12 protein-coding genes and 9 tRNA genes are annotated in these 15,165 nt (G+C 39.3%); 19 read left to right on the forward strand and 2 right to left on the reverse strand.

Features of this window, described 5'->3' with window-relative positions; translation table 11 throughout:
- Window positions 1–93 precede the first annotated feature (93 nt).
- Both AC27JP_RS07215 and ggt read left to right on the forward strand, forming a co-directional pair.
- Window positions 94–714 carry a tRNA-uridine aminocarboxypropyltransferase gene (locus tag AC27JP_RS07215; protein ID WP_487113564.1) on the forward strand — a complete coding sequence of 207 codons (621 nt, stop codon included), beginning with the start codon at window positions 94–96 and terminating at the stop codon, window positions 712–714.
- 101 nt (window positions 715–815) lie between these two features.
- Window positions 816–2,573 carry a gamma-glutamyltransferase gene (ggt, locus tag AC27JP_RS07220; RefSeq protein ID WP_487113566.1) on the forward strand — a complete coding sequence of 586 codons (1,758 nt, stop codon included), beginning with the start codon at window positions 816–818 and terminating at the stop codon, window positions 2,571–2,573.
- A gap of 93 nt (window positions 2,574–2,666) precedes the next feature.
- Here the strand turns inward: ggt and fabA are convergent, their stop codons facing one another.
- Window positions 2,667–3,182, reverse strand: a complete 516-nt coding sequence (fabA, locus tag AC27JP_RS07225) for a bifunctional 3-hydroxydecanoyl-ACP dehydratase/trans-2-decenoyl-ACP isomerase (protein ID WP_487113568.1) — start codon at window positions 3,180–3,182, stop codon at window positions 2,667–2,669.
- 176 nt (window positions 3,183–3,358) lie between these two features.
- On the opposite strand from fabA, the gene AC27JP_RS07230 reads away from it, so the two are divergent.
- From AC27JP_RS07230 to AC27JP_RS07295, 14 genes are all read left to right on the forward strand, one after another.
- The gene (locus AC27JP_RS07230; RefSeq protein ID WP_169712425.1) at window positions 3,359–3,613 is read left to right on the forward strand and encodes an anticodon-binding domain-containing protein; all 255 of its coding nucleotides are present in this window, start codon (window positions 3,359–3,361) and stop codon (window positions 3,611–3,613) included.
- Between the two features lie 136 nt (window positions 3,614–3,749).
- Entirely contained in the window at window positions 3,750–4,394 is a 645-nt protein-coding gene (gene uvrY / locus AC27JP_RS07235; RefSeq protein WP_487113571.1) for a UvrY/SirA/GacA family response regulator transcription factor, read from the forward strand.
- A 2-nt stretch (window positions 4,395–4,396) separates the two neighbouring features.
- Window positions 4,397–6,250: an excinuclease ABC subunit UvrC gene (gene uvrC, locus AC27JP_RS07240; RefSeq protein WP_487113573.1), complete on the forward strand. Its 1,854-nt coding sequence runs from the start codon at window positions 4,397–4,399 to the stop codon at window positions 6,248–6,250.
- 74 nt (window positions 6,251–6,324) lie between these two features.
- A complete protein-coding gene (pgsA, locus tag AC27JP_RS07245) occupies window positions 6,325–6,903 on the forward strand; it encodes a CDP-diacylglycerol--glycerol-3-phosphate 3-phosphatidyltransferase (protein WP_487113575.1) in 579 nt (192 codons plus the stop codon).
- 158 nt (window positions 6,904–7,061) lie between these two features.
- Window positions 7,062–7,137, forward strand: a tRNA-Gly gene (locus AC27JP_RS07250).
- A gap of 56 nt (window positions 7,138–7,193) precedes the next feature.
- A tRNA-Cys gene (locus AC27JP_RS07255) sits at window positions 7,194–7,267 on the forward strand.
- Window positions 7,268–7,271: 4 nt separating this feature from the next.
- Window positions 7,272–7,356, forward strand: a tRNA-Leu gene (locus tag AC27JP_RS07260).
- Window positions 7,357–7,425: 69 nt separating this feature from the next.
- Window positions 7,426–7,501 (forward strand) — tRNA-Gly (locus tag AC27JP_RS07265).
- Between the two features lie 52 nt (window positions 7,502–7,553).
- Window positions 7,554–7,629 (forward strand) — tRNA-Gly (locus AC27JP_RS07270).
- Between the two features lie 64 nt (window positions 7,630–7,693).
- A tRNA-Leu gene (locus AC27JP_RS07275) sits at window positions 7,694–7,778 on the forward strand.
- A gap of 58 nt (window positions 7,779–7,836) precedes the next feature.
- Window positions 7,837–7,912 (forward strand) — tRNA-Gly (locus tag AC27JP_RS07280).
- 64 nt (window positions 7,913–7,976) lie between these two features.
- Window positions 7,977–8,061: transfer RNA gene (locus tag AC27JP_RS07285), tRNA-Leu, on the forward strand.
- 58 nt (window positions 8,062–8,119) lie between these two features.
- Window positions 8,120–8,195 (forward strand) — tRNA-Gly (locus tag AC27JP_RS07290).
- Between the two features lie 190 nt (window positions 8,196–8,385).
- Complete coding sequence (locus AC27JP_RS07295; protein ID WP_487113576.1) at window positions 8,386–9,705, forward strand: outer membrane protein transport protein; 1,320 nt, start codon at window positions 8,386–8,388, stop codon at window positions 9,703–9,705.
- A gap of 104 nt (window positions 9,706–9,809) precedes the next feature.
- Here the strand turns inward: AC27JP_RS07295 and prsT are convergent, their stop codons facing one another.
- Entirely contained in the window at window positions 9,810–12,647 is a 2,838-nt protein-coding gene (gene prsT / locus AC27JP_RS07300; RefSeq protein WP_487113578.1) for an XrtA/PEP-CTERM system TPR-repeat protein PrsT, read from the reverse strand.
- A 402-nt stretch (window positions 12,648–13,049) separates the two neighbouring features.
- Between prsT and AC27JP_RS07305 the strand changes: the two genes are divergently transcribed.
- The 3 genes from AC27JP_RS07305 (at window position 13,050) to AC27JP_RS07315 (ending at window position 15,072) form a co-directional block, all read left to right on the forward strand.
- Window positions 13,050–13,838, forward strand: a complete 789-nt coding sequence (locus tag AC27JP_RS07305) for a PEP-CTERM sorting domain-containing protein (RefSeq protein ID WP_487113580.1) — start codon at window positions 13,050–13,052, stop codon at window positions 13,836–13,838.
- Window positions 13,839–14,171: 333 nt separating this feature from the next.
- Window positions 14,172–14,405, forward strand: a complete 234-nt coding sequence (locus tag AC27JP_RS07310) for a hypothetical protein (RefSeq protein WP_487113582.1) — start codon at window positions 14,172–14,174, stop codon at window positions 14,403–14,405.
- Entirely contained in the window at window positions 14,398–15,072 is a 675-nt protein-coding gene (locus AC27JP_RS07315; RefSeq protein ID WP_487113584.1) for a DUF2959 domain-containing protein, read from the forward strand. The genes AC27JP_RS07310 and AC27JP_RS07315 overlap by 8 nt, the downstream gene beginning before the upstream one ends.
- The last annotated feature ends 93 nt before the right edge of the window (window positions 15,073–15,165 follow it).

Below are 15,165 nucleotides of genomic sequence, written 5' to 3' on the forward strand. Positions count from 1 at the left end.
AAAATGAAAATCGCGGTTAATATAAAAAATCACTTAAACTCAATATTAAAGTTACGTAAACTTGCCACACCTATTTTTATTTATAAGTTATTCATGTCTAGAGCCATTTGCCAACAATGCCACCGGCCGGAAAAAGCGTGTATTTGTGCTTTTGTAAGTCGTGTTGATAATCAAATTAATGTTGTTGTTTTGCAGCACCCAAGTGAAGTTAAGCAGAGTAAAGGTACTGTGACTTTGCTGCAACAATCATTATCACAATGCGAAGTTATCGTTGGAGAATCATTTGAGGACAATAAGCAATTAAATAGATTGTTGAGTCAATATGGTGAACAAATCGCTTTGCTGTACCCAAGCGAACAAGCGCTAGCCGTTGACTTTTCGAAGCCTAGGGGACATGACGTTAACGATAAAAAGGTTATAACAGCAGATAATGGTGTTAAATGTATTGTGATACTGGATGGAACATGGAAGAAAGCTTATCGGATGTTTATGCTTAATCCTTGTTTACATCATATTAAACACCTAACGTTACCCGTCGGTATTGAAAGCTTGTACGATATTCGTAAAACTAAAAAAGACAATGCCTTATCGTCTTTGGAAGCCTGTTGCCATATATTGGCTCGCTTAGAAAATAAGCCCGAGAAATTTCAAGCCGTGTTAGATGGTTTTGTAAAATTTAATCGATTTCAGCAATCCTTTAATCAACACTGTTAGATTTATTTGTGATGTCTAATTAGTTATTTTCAGTTTTAATGTATATTAGAAAGTGCTAATGTAACTTAGAGCATATTATCAACCTTTAATTAAGGAACCTCATGTCAAATTCGGCCATTAGTGGGCTATTAACCGCATTGTTTATCTCAACAAGCTTAATGGCATTTGCTGAACCAGATAAAAAGCGTGAAGATCGCGAACCAGAAGCCGCGACTGGTGTTATTAAAAAACAAACGGTTTATGCTGAACATGCCATGGTTGCGGCGGCAAACCCCTATGCCAGTAAAGCCGGTTTTAATATGCTAAAGCAAGGCGGTAGCGCGGTTGATGCTGCTATTGCGGTGCAACTAGTTTTAACGTTAGTTGAGCCGCAATCCTCTGGTATAGGTGGCGGCGCGTTTATATTGCATTGGGATAAGCAGTCTCAGCAGTTAACCACATTTGATGGCCGAGAAACCGCGCCAGCGTCTGCAACTACCGATATGTTTTTAGATGCTAATGGTCGTACTATGCCTTGGATAAAAGCCGTTGTAGGTGGTCATTCTGTCGGTGTTCCGGGGGTTTTAGCTGGCCTGAAAAAGGCCCATGATAAATACGGTAAACTCCCTTGGTCTGTGTTGTTCAATGATGCCATAACCTTAGCTGAAGATGGTTTTATTGTTTCACCAAGGCTAGAAAAGTTGGTTGCGATGGAGTTTAATCCAGGTATCACCAAACTAGCGACCATTAAGGGCTACTTTTTCCCTAATGGTCAGCCGGTAAAAGCCGGTCAGCGACTTAAAAACCCTAAGCTGGCAAATGTTTATCGTAGTCTGGCAAAAGAGGGCATTAGTGCGTTTTATCAAGGTTGGATCGCGAAAAAAATAGTAAATGCGGTACAGAACTCAGCCATTGCTCCAGGGCGTTTAACGCTTGCTGATATGAAAAATTATCAAGCGCAGGAACTACCCGCAGTTTGTGGTCCTTATCGACAATATCAAGTATGTGGCATGGCGCCACCAAGCTCAGGTGGTGTTGCGGTGATACAAATTCTGGGTCAGCTAGAGCAATTTGATATTGCAAAATTATCGATGGCAGATGCAGAGTTCGCGCATTTATTTACCCAAAGTTCTCGCTTAGCGTTTGCCGATCGCAACCGTTATATTGCCGATAGTAATTTTGTTGCAGTGCCAACCCAAGGCTTAATTTCAAAACCTTATATGGCAAAACGAGGGAAGTTAATTAATAGCGAGCAAGATATGGGCATGGCGCAAGCGGGAACTCCTCAAGGAGCACTTGCGCAAGCAGATGATAATGCCTTTGAATTGCCATCAACCAGTCATATCTCCATTGTTGATCAAGAGGGCAATGCCATTTCGATGACCACGAGTGTAGAAATGGGCTTTGGCTCAGCGGTAATGGTGGAAGGTTTTATTTTGAATAATCAATTAACTGATTTTTCTCTGTCACCAAAAAGAAACGGTCAATGGGTGGCAAACCGTTTGCAGCCAGGAAAAAGGCCGCGCAGTTCAATGGCGCCTATGATGGTTTTTAATCAAGATAAGTCACTTAAACTCGTGCTTGGCTCACCTGGTGGTAGCCGGATTATTAATTATGTTGCGCAAACCATGATCGCTATGCTCGATTGGCAATTAGATCCACAGTCTGCCATCAACTTACCTCGGGTAACCAATCGCAATAAAGTTACGACGTTAGAAAGAGGAACTAATTTAGTCACTATTAAACCGGCATTAGAAGCTAAAGGTCACAAAGTACTGGTGCGTGATTTAAATAGTGGTATTCAAGCGATTGAGGTCACTAAAGAAGGTTTAAGAGCTGGTGCAGATCAACGCCGAGAAGGGCTTGCTCTGGGCTTTTAATATATTTTGATATTAAAAAAGCCAGCATTTGCTGGCTTTTTTTTTAAACTATATTTAATTGCGATAAAACCGTTAAGTTATTGCTATCAAAAATTAAAATTTAGTGGTATCGGTAAATAAACCGACTTTTAAATCGGTTGCGGTGTAAATTACTCGACCGTCTACAGAAACAGTACCGTCAGCAATCCCCATAAATAATTTACGTTTAATAACGCGTTTTAAAGTAATTTTGTAAGTTACTTTTTTGGCTGTTGGTAGGATTTGGCCAGTGAATTTTACTTCGCCGACACCTAGGGCGCGACCGTGACCTGGACCACCTGACCATGCTAAATAAAAGCCGGTTAATTGCCACATGGCGTCTAAACCAAGACAACCTGGCATAACAGGGTCGCCTTTAAAATGACAATCGAAGAACCATAAATCAGGGGTAATATCTAACTCTGCGATAATTTCGCCTTTGCCATGTTCGCCACCATCGTCATTGATGCTAACAATTCTGTCCATCATTAACATGTTGTCAGAAGGCAATTGGCTGTTACCAGCGCCAAACATTTCACCAGTACCTGCTTTTACTAGGTCTTCTTTTGTGAACGAATTTTTTTGTTCCATGAGGTCACTTACATCTATTGAGAATTTTAAAGGCGTTACTTTAGCGAACACTTGTACGCTAAACAACTCCGAACAGTTAAATAAATGCATATTTCACTTAACAACGGGGGAAATATTTGTCAGAATTGGTTATGCGTAACCTGGTGATTAATAAGTAGTGAAAAGGTAAGGTACTGATGAATATAAAAAAGAAAGCGTTAACGAATGCTGAGAAGCAGAAGCGTTATCGCGAACGACAAAAAGATCGTGGGAAAAAGGAAATGCGCGGTTATTTGTCACCAGAAGCGCAAAAATGCTACGAATTGATAGCCGAGCAAACAAAATGGAACGACAGCATTATCTTAAGTAATGCCGTTAGGCTAACTTATGCAGCCTATAAAAATGGCCAAATTGGTCTCTTAAATAACTGGTTGAATAAGAATGAACTATAGTCCTAGCTTATTTTAAGTTTGATAAGTAAGTTAAATCGATAAAAAGCGCGATTTAGATTGTGTTAAAGGGCAATTCGCTATATTCTTTTTGTCTAATATTAGGCTGTTTCTAAAGAAACTATAAGGTAATTCTACGTTGATAAATGTTTTGTTAGTTGATGATCACGAGTTGGTTCGTACTGGAATACGAAAAATCCTAGACGAAGTGAAGGGACTTAAGGTTATTGGTGAAGCCAAAACGGGCGAAGAAGCGGTGCAGTTTTGTCGTAAAACTGAGCCTAATGTTGTGCTAATGGACATGAATATGCCAGGCATTGGTGGCTTAGAGGCGACGAAAAAAATTATCCGTTATGCCCCTGATGTTAAAGTCATCGTATTAACTGTGTATTGTGAAGACCCGATTCCAACGAAAGTGATGCAAATTGGTGCCGCGGGTTACTTAACCAAAGGTGCTGGTCCGGATGAAATGATCAATGCCATTCGCGCGGTAAATAGCGGTCAACGTTATATCACTCCGGAAATTGCTCAGCAAATGGCCTTAAGCCAGTTTAAATCAGCGGATGAAAACCCTTTCAATAGTTTGTCAGAGCGTGAGTTACAAATCATGTTGATGATCACGCGAGGCGAGAAAGTGCCTGATATCTCTGAGCAATTGGTACTGAGCACTAAAACCATTAATAGCTATCGTTATCGTATGTTTGAAAAACTTAATGTTGGTAATGATGTCGAATTGACTCACTTAGCTATTCGCCATGGCATGTTAAAAACCGAAGCTTTGTAACCTTGTCTACAGAACACCAGTCAAATGATGATGTAACATTTGACCATAAAGCCTTTCTAGCTGCTGTATCTGAACAAGCCGGGGTATATCGTATGTACGATATTACCCAAACGGTAATTTATGTCGGTAAAGCCAAGCAACTTAAAAAACGTTTATCAAGTTACTTTCGTAAAGATGTCGGCAGTAACAAAACCCGTGCGCTGGTTAAGCAAATAACAGCAATTGACGTCACGGTCACGCATACTGAAGGTGAAGCGCTGATCCTTGAAAATAATTATATTAAGAAGTATCAACCTAAATATAATATTTTACTGCGCGATGATAAATCTTACCCTTATTTACTTATTACCGATCACAAACACCCTAAATTAGGCCTGCATCGCGGTGGCAAAAAAATTAAAGGTGATTATTTTGGCCCGTACCCAACGGTAGGTGCAGTTTGGGAAAGTTTGCGTTTAATGCAGAAACTTTTTCCATTACGACAATGCGAAGATAGTTATTATCGCGCACGCAGCCGTCCTTGTTTACAGCATCAATTAGGGCGATGTTCTGCCCCCTGTGTTGATAAAATATCGCCAGATGACTATCAGCAACAGGTTCAGCTGGCGAAACTATTCCTTAAAGGCAAAAGTTCAGCGGTTATTGAGTACCTAGTTGAAAAGATGGAAGTGGCAAGTAAGGCATTAAATTTTGAGCACGCGGCAAAATATCGCGACCAAATTGTCACCTTACGCAAAGTACAGCAACAACAGTTTGTCAGCGGTAGTGCAGCTGAAATGGATGTTATCGGCTTATATCGACACAAATCACAAGCCTGCATCCATCTATTATTTGTCCGTGAACAAAAAATACTCGGCAGTAAAAGTTACTTTCCTACTGTGCCTACTGACACTAGCGATGGTGAAATAATTGCGGCGTTTATTAGCCAGCATTATATTGGTAATGAGCTGAACTCTGGTGTTATTCCGAAAGAAATTATTATTCCTGAAATTACTGAAAATTTATCAGACCTTATGCAAGTGATAAGCGCGCAAGCTGAACATGAGGTGAAAATATCTCATAATGTGCGTACTGAGCGCGCACAATATCTTAAATTAGCCTGCACTAATGCCGAAACCGCTATGGTGACTAGAAACTCGCACAAAGAATCAATGCAGGCGAGGTTTTCTGCATTAAATGAGGTGTTTGAACTGCCGAATGGTATATCTAGAATTGAATGTTTTGATATTAGCCATACCATGGGCCAGCAAACCGTGGCGTCAAATGTGGTATTCAATCAAGAAGGGCCATTAAAAAGCGATTATAGACGCTACAATGTCTATGGTATTACTCCTGGTGATGATTATGCCGCTATGGCGTTTGCATTAGATAAGCGTTATAGCAAAGTGACTAGCGAAGAAAAGATGCCAGATATTATTTTTATTGATGGCGGCAAAGGGCAATTGTCGAAAGCGGAAGAGTTTTTTGCTGGTATTGAACAAGTAAAAACACCGTTACTGGTGGGGGTTGCGAAAGGTGAATCGAGAAAGCCAGGCTTGGAAACTTTGATTTTAGCCGGAAGTCATCAATTGATTTCTTTGCCTTCGACATCGCCAGCATTACATTTAGTGCAACATATTCGTGACGAGTCGCATCGATTTGCGATTACCGGCCATCGAGCAAAAAGACAAAAGGTCAGTAAAAAGTCTACCTTGGAAACTATTCCGGGTATTGGAGCAAAAAAAAGGCAAGCGCTTTTACAGTACTTGGGAGGCTTACAAGAAGTTTTAAAAGCGGATAAAGCAACGTTAGAAAAAGTACCGGGTATCAGCAAATTATTAGCTGAAAATATTTATGATGCCTTGCATGACAATTAGCGCGCGATCTGTGTAAAATGTGTTGCAAGACGATTTACTCTCGATTAAATAACGATAAGAATATTAGATAGACTATGTGGACAATCCCCAATCAAATAACACTTTTTAGAATCATTTTAATTCCCGTTTTTATCGTGGTATTTTATTTACCAGTGTCTTGGAACCATTTTGGTGCTTTTGCGGTATTTTGGTTTGCTGCAATTAGTGACGCCTTAGATGGTTACTTGGCAAGAAAACTTAATCAGTCGTCGGCTTTTGGTGCTTTTATTGATCCCGTTGCTGACAAACTGATGGTGATTGCTGCTTTAGTTATCTTAATTCAAGATCTACAAGTTTGGTGGATATCGGTTTCGGCTATTTTAATGATTTCTAGAGAAATTTTTATCAGTGCCTTACGCGAGTTTATGTCATCACGTGGTAAAAGGGACGATATTGCGGTATCTCAATTAGGCAAATATAAAACTGCAGCGCAAATGCTCGGCATTATGGGATTAATTTGGTATCCAACCTATGATATTCCATTAATTTTATTTGAATTTCCGCATGAAATATTAATTTTTGCTGCCTATGGCTTCTATGCCATCGCAACTGTGCTGACATTTTGGTCAATGGTGATCTACTTTAAAGCCGCTTGGCCAGAACTGACCAAGTAATTAGTGAGTAAATTAACCTTGAAATTGCGCTATTTAGTTAAAAAAACACCAGATTAGTCGCTTTTTGAGCAGTCGAAATAAAATTGAAATTAAATGGTTGACTCATCAGTTTTTCAATGTAGAATGCGTTTCCAGTTGACAGGGAGTCAACAGATGAAGCGGCTGTAGCTCAGTTGGTAGAGCATCACGTTGCCAACGTGAATGTCACGAGTTCGAGTCTCGTTAGCCGCTCCAAATTCTCTTTAGAGAATATTCTAAGGAATACTACCTTACTCGTAGTTGATGAAATTGGCGGGTTGGCAGAATGGCTATGCAGCGGATTGCAAATCCGTGGACCTCGGTTCGACTCCGGGACCCGCCTCCATTTTGCCCGGGTGGTGGAATTGGTAGACACAAGGGATTTAAAATCCCTCGCCGAAAAGCGTGCCGGTTCAAGTCCGGCCCCGGGTACCATTTCATTGTTACTGTAAGGTTGTTAATGCATGTTGGCACGTGCATGGAAATTAAGTTTAAAATTATGAAGCGGCTGTAGCTCAGCTGGTAGAGCATCACGTTGCCAACGTGAATGTCACGAGTTCGAGTCTCGTTAGCCGCTCCAAATTTTTAAACAGTAAAAACTGAATTTACTACAAGTAAATTGAGTAAATGAAGCGGCTGTAGCTCAGCTGGTAGAGCATCACGTTGCCAACGTGAATGTCACGAGTTCGAGTCTCGTTAGCCGCTCCAAATTCTGATGATGTAGTTCATCGAAGTAGGATACCAATTTCTACTATAAAAAATACTTCTCGTTGCCCGGGTGGTGGAATTGGTAGACACAAGGGATTTAAAATCCCTCGCCGAAAAGCGTGCCGGTTCAAGTCCGGCCCCGGGTACCATCTTCTTTATGAAGCAAGAAGTAAATTCAAAAAGTTTTATTTATTAAAACGCTCCGAAGCGGCTGTAGCTCAGCTGGTAGAGCATCACGTTGCCAACGTGAATGTCACGAGTTCGAGTCTCGTTAGCCGCTCCAAATTCTGATGATGTAGTTCATCAAAGTAGGATACCAATTTCTACTATAAAAAATACTTCTCGTTGCCCGGGTGGTGGAATTGGTAGACACAAGGGATTTAAAATCCCTCGCCGAAAAGCGTGCCGGTTCAAGTCCGGCCCCGGGTACCACCTTCTTAATGAAGCAAGAAGTAAATTCAAAAAGTTTTATTTATTAAAACGCTCCGAAGCGGCTGTAGCTCAGCTGGTAGAGCATCACGTTGCCAACGTGAATGTCACGAGTTCGAGTCTCGTTAGCCGCTCCAATTTATTACTTTGCTGTTCAATTCTTGTCTCTCCTAAGTAGCAAAAACAAAACCTTTGTTTATACATTTTTATTACACTTTAGTCGCTAAACTAGGCTACAAGCTAGGTATAATAGCATCTGCATTTTTATCTTTATTATCAATGACTCACTAAAATTTTAATTTCCCGATAAATTACCGAGAACCAAGTATGACATTACAAAAATCTATTCTTGCCAGTGCAATTGCATTGGCAGCTTTCAATGCACATTCTGCCTCTTTTCAATTAAATGAAACCAGTGCCTCAGGCTTAGGTAGAGCTTTTGCAGGTGACGCCGTTATTGCCGATGATGCCGCTGTTCTAGCACGCAACCCAGCAGCTATGGCACTGTTCGAGCAAGCTTCATTCTCTTTTGCCTCAACTTATGTCGACCCTGGTGTAGATATTAAAGGAGTTAATGCGCCTGAGCTGTTAGGTGAAAATTTTGATGTTAGCCAGCTAGATCAAAACGGCGTGGTACCGAGTGCAATCATACCAGCAATGTATTTTATAAACCCTGTTGATGAATCATTTGCTTATGGTCTTGGCATTAATTCAAACTTTGGCCTTAAGAGTGAATATGACAATGATTATGCTGCCGGCTCTATAGGTGGTAAAACAGACTTAAAAACCATTAATGCTAATGTAAGTGGCTCTTACCGTGTTAACGAGCAGTTGAGCTTAGGTTTAGGGCTTAATGTTGTTTACGGTGAAGCTGAGCTCGTTAGGCACGCTGGCAGGGCGCTAGAAAGTGGCGTTACTATTCCTGGTGTTGGCTTGGTTGTTCCACCTGTACCGGCAACAGCAGAAGTCATCAAAATGGAAGGAGATGATTTTGGTTATGGTTGGAATGTTGGCGCAGTATATGAAATCAATGCCGACCATCGCTTTGCGTTAACTTATCGTAGTAAAGTTGAACTAGCCTTTGAAGGCGATTTTACTGGTTTAGGCACGCCAACAGAAGACGGCAGCTTAACTATTGATATGCCAGCGATAGTTGAGTTTTCAGGTTTTCACCAGTTCACTCAGCAGTGGTCGACTCATTACAGTGTCATGTTTACCCAATGGTCTAGCTTTGAAAAATTAGAAGCGTATACCGGTGATGAGCTTGCCTTTGAAAAACAAGAAAATTTTGCGGACAGTTATCGTTTTGCATTAGGTGCATCTTATAGCGTAAATACAGCGCTTATTGTGAGAGCAGGTATTGCTTATGATCAATCAGCCGCTGTTGAAGATTATCGTTCAATTTCAATTCCTGATAGTGACCGACTATGGTACAGCGCAGGCGCAACTTATAAACTAACTGACAACGAAAGTATTGATTTTGGTATTTCGTACATCAATGGCGATAGCGTTGTCGTTACCGAAGAAGATGCTTTGCTGGGGCAATTACCTGAGTTGTTAGATCCCTTAGTTGCTAATAAAGATTGGAGTTTTACTTCTGAAGGAAATGCCTTACTTGTCGCGCTGCAATATAATATAAGCTTTTAAATGTATATTAGTTTTATTTGAACCGCTTAACTAATATAGCAATATAAAAAAAGCCAACCACATTAATGGGTTGGCTTTTTAATAGCTAGTTATGAGCGGCGACATTACCAAGTGGTGAGTAAAGCTTTCGCCTGTTCTTTTTCGGCAAAATCTTGTGGGCTGTCTATCGCCTCAATCAAGTAATTTTTCGCTTCAACCATTCTATTTAATTTGTGCAAAGTAATGGCTAAATGATACTTAATCTCGGCATTATCATACTCTTTAGTTAAGGCATATCTGAAGAGCGCTAACGCTTCATTGTGGTTACCTAGGCGACTTTCAATCCAAGCATAAGTATCTATTATGGCAACATTGTCTTTTAGGTAAGAGTAGGCTTGAAAAGAATATTGACGTGCCTTTTCTGTCTCATTAAGTGAAAAGTAAATGTTTGCAACATTGTTAAGCAGTATCGGCAGTTGGCCATGTTTAGTGATTAATTGCTCATATTTCTCTGCCGCCAACTTGAGGTTGCCTGAGTTTTTGTAGCTGTCGGCTAATGATATTTCTATTGCGAGATCATTAGGGTATTTTTTAAGCCAGTTAAGTAAATGCGGAATAACTTGCTCTAATTGATTTTCCTTATTAAAACTACGATACAAGCCTAGAATTGCTTGTTTTTGATCTGAGAACTTGAGGGCAGAAAAATAATGTTGTTTTGCTTTTTTAATATTGTTTAATGCAAAGTATAAGTCGCCCAAAAACACTTGCTCTAAACTTTTACTTGAGGTTAATTTTGCAATGTTTTCAATCAGGTTGAGTGCAAGCTGCTCATTTTTATCTGCAATTACTAAGTTTACTAATCCAATATGTGCTGAGACTGAGTTTTGATCGGCGACAATGGCTTTTTTATAAGATTGAATTGCACTGGCACTATCTCCAGCGGCCAACTGGGCTTTTGCCAGTATGTTGTAGGCCGGAGACTTATCAAATGACCTTTTGACAAATTCTCTTAAGGCTAATATGGCCTGTTCGTGCAAGTTCCGGCGCTGATAAAGACCGGCAATTAATCGTAGCGCGTCTAATGAATTTGAATTTTGCCCAATATACAAATCCACAAGTTCAATTGCCTTGGGCAGCATGTTGTTACGGACCATAACTTTTACATATTTAGTCAAGATGTAATAATTATTGGGGGCTTGTGCGTGCGCTTTTTCTATCCATAAAGAGGCATTTTGATTATCTTTTTCATATAAAAAAGTGTCAGATATTTCGGCCATAATTAAGGCATTTTGTGGAAATTTTATCAGTTGCCCATTAAGAAAGTTTCTTGCACTTTCTGTTTTACCTTCAATGATATCCATTCTTGCTAGGTGCACTATTGCAGCAATATTTTCAGCATCAAGCGTTAATGCCTGCTGAAAGGCTTTTCGCGCGGCAACAAATTGTTTATTCCAGCCATATAATGAGCCTAATTTTTGTTGAAAATAGCTTTCTTTAGGAAATTGCTCGGTGAGCTCTGATGCAATAATGATTGCTTGCTCAAATGCATTGCTTTTTTCATATGAATCAATCAGTAAGAGTTTTACTTGGATGTTGTCTAATTTATTACTCTTAATACTAAGTAGGGCGTCAATTGCAGATTGATATTCGCCAGATTGCATTTTACTGCGAGCCAAATTACTGATCCCTACCTCAGAGGTTGGGAACATAGTTAATACCTGCTTGAAGTAGCTTTCGGCTTTTTCTGAGTCTTTTAATTGCAAATAGGTCATGCCGAGTAAGGTTAAAATATTGGCATCATTGGGGTGTGCTAAATTAGCTTTTTTTAATAAGTTTTTAGCCGTTGTTGGTTGCCCTTGCTTTAGGTTGATGCGTGCTATCATTCGCACAGAATCAAGGTGAAATTCAACATAAGTTAGGTATTTTTCTAAGTACCTTTTGGCGTCAGTATAGTTTCCGAATTGAAAGTTGGTGATGCCGGCCAAAAAATAATAATCAGGCGTGTTTTTCATTACTTCATCGGGAACCGCGGCTAAGGTTGCGATAACTTCCGTTAATTTGTTACCGCCGTCCTTGTCTGAAGGCGTTTGTAAACTAGCGTTAATTAACGCTTTTAAATAGCCGGCTCGTGGTTCGTTTGGAATATCAGCGAGAATAAAGTCAACGTGTGGCTCAGCTATGGCATATTCCTGTAAACCGATATGTAACATGGCTTTTGTTAATCGAGCGGCCATATGGGTGTCATCTATGCTTAACGCCTTATCTATTGCTGTAATGGCAGCATTGGTATTACCAAGTTGAGAGAGGATATTTGCTTTGAAAATCCAACCGTTGATGAATGGTTTTATACTGGCAACTGACTGTTCTGCATACTTCAATGCTATTTGAGGTTTTAGGGATATAAGTGCAATTTGTGCGCGGCCAAGTAATGCGATTTGATTTTGCGGAGATAGCACTAAGGCTTCTGCAAATGTGTTGTCTGCGGAGCGATATAACTTTTGTCCTATTTGTGCCTGACCTTTATAAATAAGTAATTCAGTTTCTATTTTGTTGCCTCTATTACCTGCTTTGGTAACACGCATAGCATCGTCATATTTATGTTGTAAGACATAGGCATGGGCATAGAGTGTCACTAAACGGTTTTTATCGGCATTATCGAGACGGGCTTTATCTAGTTCGATTTCTGCTAACGCACCATTGCCTTGCTCTAGTAACGCCTGGGCGAGTAAGATTCGAGAAGGTAAATGATCTTTTTGCTGCTGTAGGGCATTTTTAAGGTGGATTATAGAGGTTTCTATTTCTTCGTTTTGAAATGCAATTAAGGCGTTTTCATATAACTTACTGGCGGCTTCTTCTGCATTCACTTGTAAAGTCAGCACAGCAAAAAAAATGATAATAAATTTTTTTAACGCTTCTATACTACTTCTGAGTATAGAAAAGTGCTGGAATATCAATTTGTTCATAATAAGATCCATTTTCAATATAGAGGCTATATTGCAATAGTTGATTTGCCCGTTTGCAATTATGTTAATAACTTTTACCTAGCTAAGCTAGTGAAATTGGAGTAATTATCATTTTATCGTTCGCTAATTTTTAATGGCAGATATTTTCTGGGCTAATGGGATGAAAACTAAAGCGATGGCGGATTTTATTTGTTGTGCTAAAATTACTGTCGAGTATTTTTACACTTTATGCTTTTTAAGCAGTTTTTAATTTTAAATTGCAGTTAAGTGTTTGTTTTTATGTGTTAAATGTTTGTTGGCTCGGTAATTGCTTTTAAGCGGTATACGGAAACACAATTATGAATGATGAATAATTAGTTAATTTATCAAATTCGAAAGTTGTACAACATTAATTGGAATATTATGATGTCGATGATAAAAATTGGATTAAAAACATTAGGCTTTGCCGCATTACTTGCTAGCACAAGTGTTTATGCTACAACGATAAATGTTGGGGGCTCTACAGTCTCAGTTGATGATAGAGAGTCAGCTGGTGACAGAGACGCAAATGGTCGTGATAGCACGTATAATATTGATCAAATGGATGTTACTTGGTCTGCTGACAATACTATTACCGTTGATATTTTTACCAACTTCGCTAATTTTTCCCATAACAATAATACCGAAACTCATAATAACGAACATAATTATTATGGTGAGAAAATTGTATACGGTGATTTGTTAATTGGTATCGATAATGGTTCTTCGTTTAATTATGCCTTTTCTTTAGGTGATATGAGAACTAGCCAAGATGCATTTGGTGGTACTGATGTTGGTGGCTTGTATGAAATAGATGGTACAACAACGTCTAGAGAACACCATACTAACAGTAATGGTCGTGCGCGTTATGATGGCGATATTTTTGGTAACACCGTTGGCAATGAAATTGGTAACAATACTTCTTGGGGTGTAAGCCACGGGAAAATCAGTTTTACCTTTAACGTTGCTGGTTTGAGTGTTTTTGAAAATGCTAGTACATTAGCGTTAAGTTGGGCCGAGTCATGCTTTAATGATGATGTTGGTGGTGTGTTTGAGCTAAGCAGAACTCGTCCTGCAGATGTGCCGGAGCCAGCAACAGTTGTACTTATGTTACTTGCATTAGCAGGTATTGCATATCGACAAAAAAATAAGCGTGATTCATTTTCGGCATAATATTTCAGAAATTACGCTAATTTAAAAAAGCCAAATGCAAATGCATTTGGCTTTTTTTGTTTTACTCATAACTTAATTGCTTCTTACTATTGAATTTTTACTGTTTGTTATTGGCCCATTTTCTTGTCTTAATGTTGTGTAGAAAAGGGCAATCATCACGCTTTAGTCTGCCTCATAATAGCGTGATAAAATAAGTAAAATTTTTTGACATGTTTTTTACAATATAATGATAATTCAAGGTTAATAACAGCAGCATTATAAATGGAGGTAATGTTATACTGTTGACAATAAAGAGATGTTTCAATAGCAATTTTTTTACATTTGGAGGTTTTTATGGCGCAGCAAGGTTCTGGTGGTAATGTCTTGGCGGCACTTTGTAGTATTTTCATTCCTGGTTTAGGGCAGTTGGTACAAGGTCGGATCATGCCGGCTATTTTATTCTTTGTTTTCTGGACTATTGCCGGTGCCTTAATGTGGGTAGGTATAGGTTGGATTTTACTACCTATTGTCTATATTTGGTGCATTATTGATGCGGCTCGATACACAAGTCGAGGTGGTCATGATTAAGCCTGTAACTAGCCCTTTAAAACGACTGCAAAAATATACGCTGATGGTTGTGGCCACGGTTGCGATGTTGGGTTGTCAGTCAGCGTATTACTCGGCAATGGAAAAGGTTGGCGTTCATAAGCGTGATATTATGTTAGATCGCGTAGAAAATGCTCAAACGGCTCAGCAAGACGCCCAGCAACAATTCAAATCAGCACTTGATCAGCTTTCTCAATTAATAAATTACGATGGTGGTGATTTAGCGGCGCAGTATGAATTGGTCAATGACCAATATGAAGCAAGCAAAGCTTCTGCCGAAGAAGTTGGAGCTCGTATTAGTGCGATTGAAAGCGTCGCCGATGCATTATTTGATGAATGGAATGATGAAATTCAACAGTACTCTAGTGCGAGTTTAAAGCAACAAAGCCAACAAAAAATGAGAAAAACTCAGCGTAACTATCAAAGCTTAATCAAATCTATGCATAGAGCAAAAGATAGAATGGCGCCGGTATTATCAGCATTAAAAGACAATAGTTTGTATCTAAAGCATAATTTAAATGCCCAAGCTATTGGTGCCTTGCAAGGCGAATATAAAACCATTAAACGTGATGTTGAGTCGTTAGTAGCTGAAATGAGCAAGGCGATTGAGCAATCACAACAATTTATTGATTTGCTTCAACCTGAGTAGTTGTATTGATTATTATGCGGATCATAGTAAAGTTGCTATGGTCCGTTTTTAATGATTTTAGTTTGTTAAATATCTATTGCACCATTCAATAAA

Source organism: Colwellia sp. SU-HH01172 (genome assembly GCF_057553355.1).

Excerpts from the sequence above, each read along its gene's own strand:
- pgsA (WP_487113575.1), top strand. The coding sequence starts at position 6,325 with ATGTGGACAATCCCCAATCAAATAACACTTTTTAGAATCATTTTAATT.
- AC27JP_RS07230 (WP_169712425.1), top strand. The coding sequence starts at position 3,359 with ATGAATATAAAAAAGAAAGCGTTAACGAATGCTGAGAAGCAGAAGCGT.
- prsT (WP_487113578.1), bottom strand. The coding sequence starts at position 12,647 with ATGAACAAATTGATATTCCAGCACTTTTCTATACTCAGAAGTAGTATA.
- AC27JP_RS07295 (WP_487113576.1), top strand. The coding sequence starts at position 8,386 with ATGACATTACAAAAATCTATTCTTGCCAGTGCAATTGCATTGGCAGCT.
- AC27JP_RS07215 (WP_487113564.1), top strand. The coding sequence starts at position 94 with ATGTCTAGAGCCATTTGCCAACAATGCCACCGGCCGGAAAAAGCGTGT.
- AC27JP_RS07305 (WP_487113580.1), top strand. The coding sequence starts at position 13,050 with ATGATGTCGATGATAAAAATTGGATTAAAAACATTAGGCTTTGCCGCA.
- fabA (WP_487113568.1), bottom strand. The coding sequence starts at position 3,182 with ATGGAACAAAAAAATTCGTTCACAAAAGAAGACCTAGTAAAAGCAGGT.
- AC27JP_RS07310 (WP_487113582.1), top strand. The coding sequence starts at position 14,172 with ATGGCGCAGCAAGGTTCTGGTGGTAATGTCTTGGCGGCACTTTGTAGT.
- AC27JP_RS07315 (WP_487113584.1), top strand. The coding sequence starts at position 14,398 with ATGATTAAGCCTGTAACTAGCCCTTTAAAACGACTGCAAAAATATACG.
- ggt (WP_487113566.1), top strand. The coding sequence starts at position 816 with ATGTCAAATTCGGCCATTAGTGGGCTATTAACCGCATTGTTTATCTCA.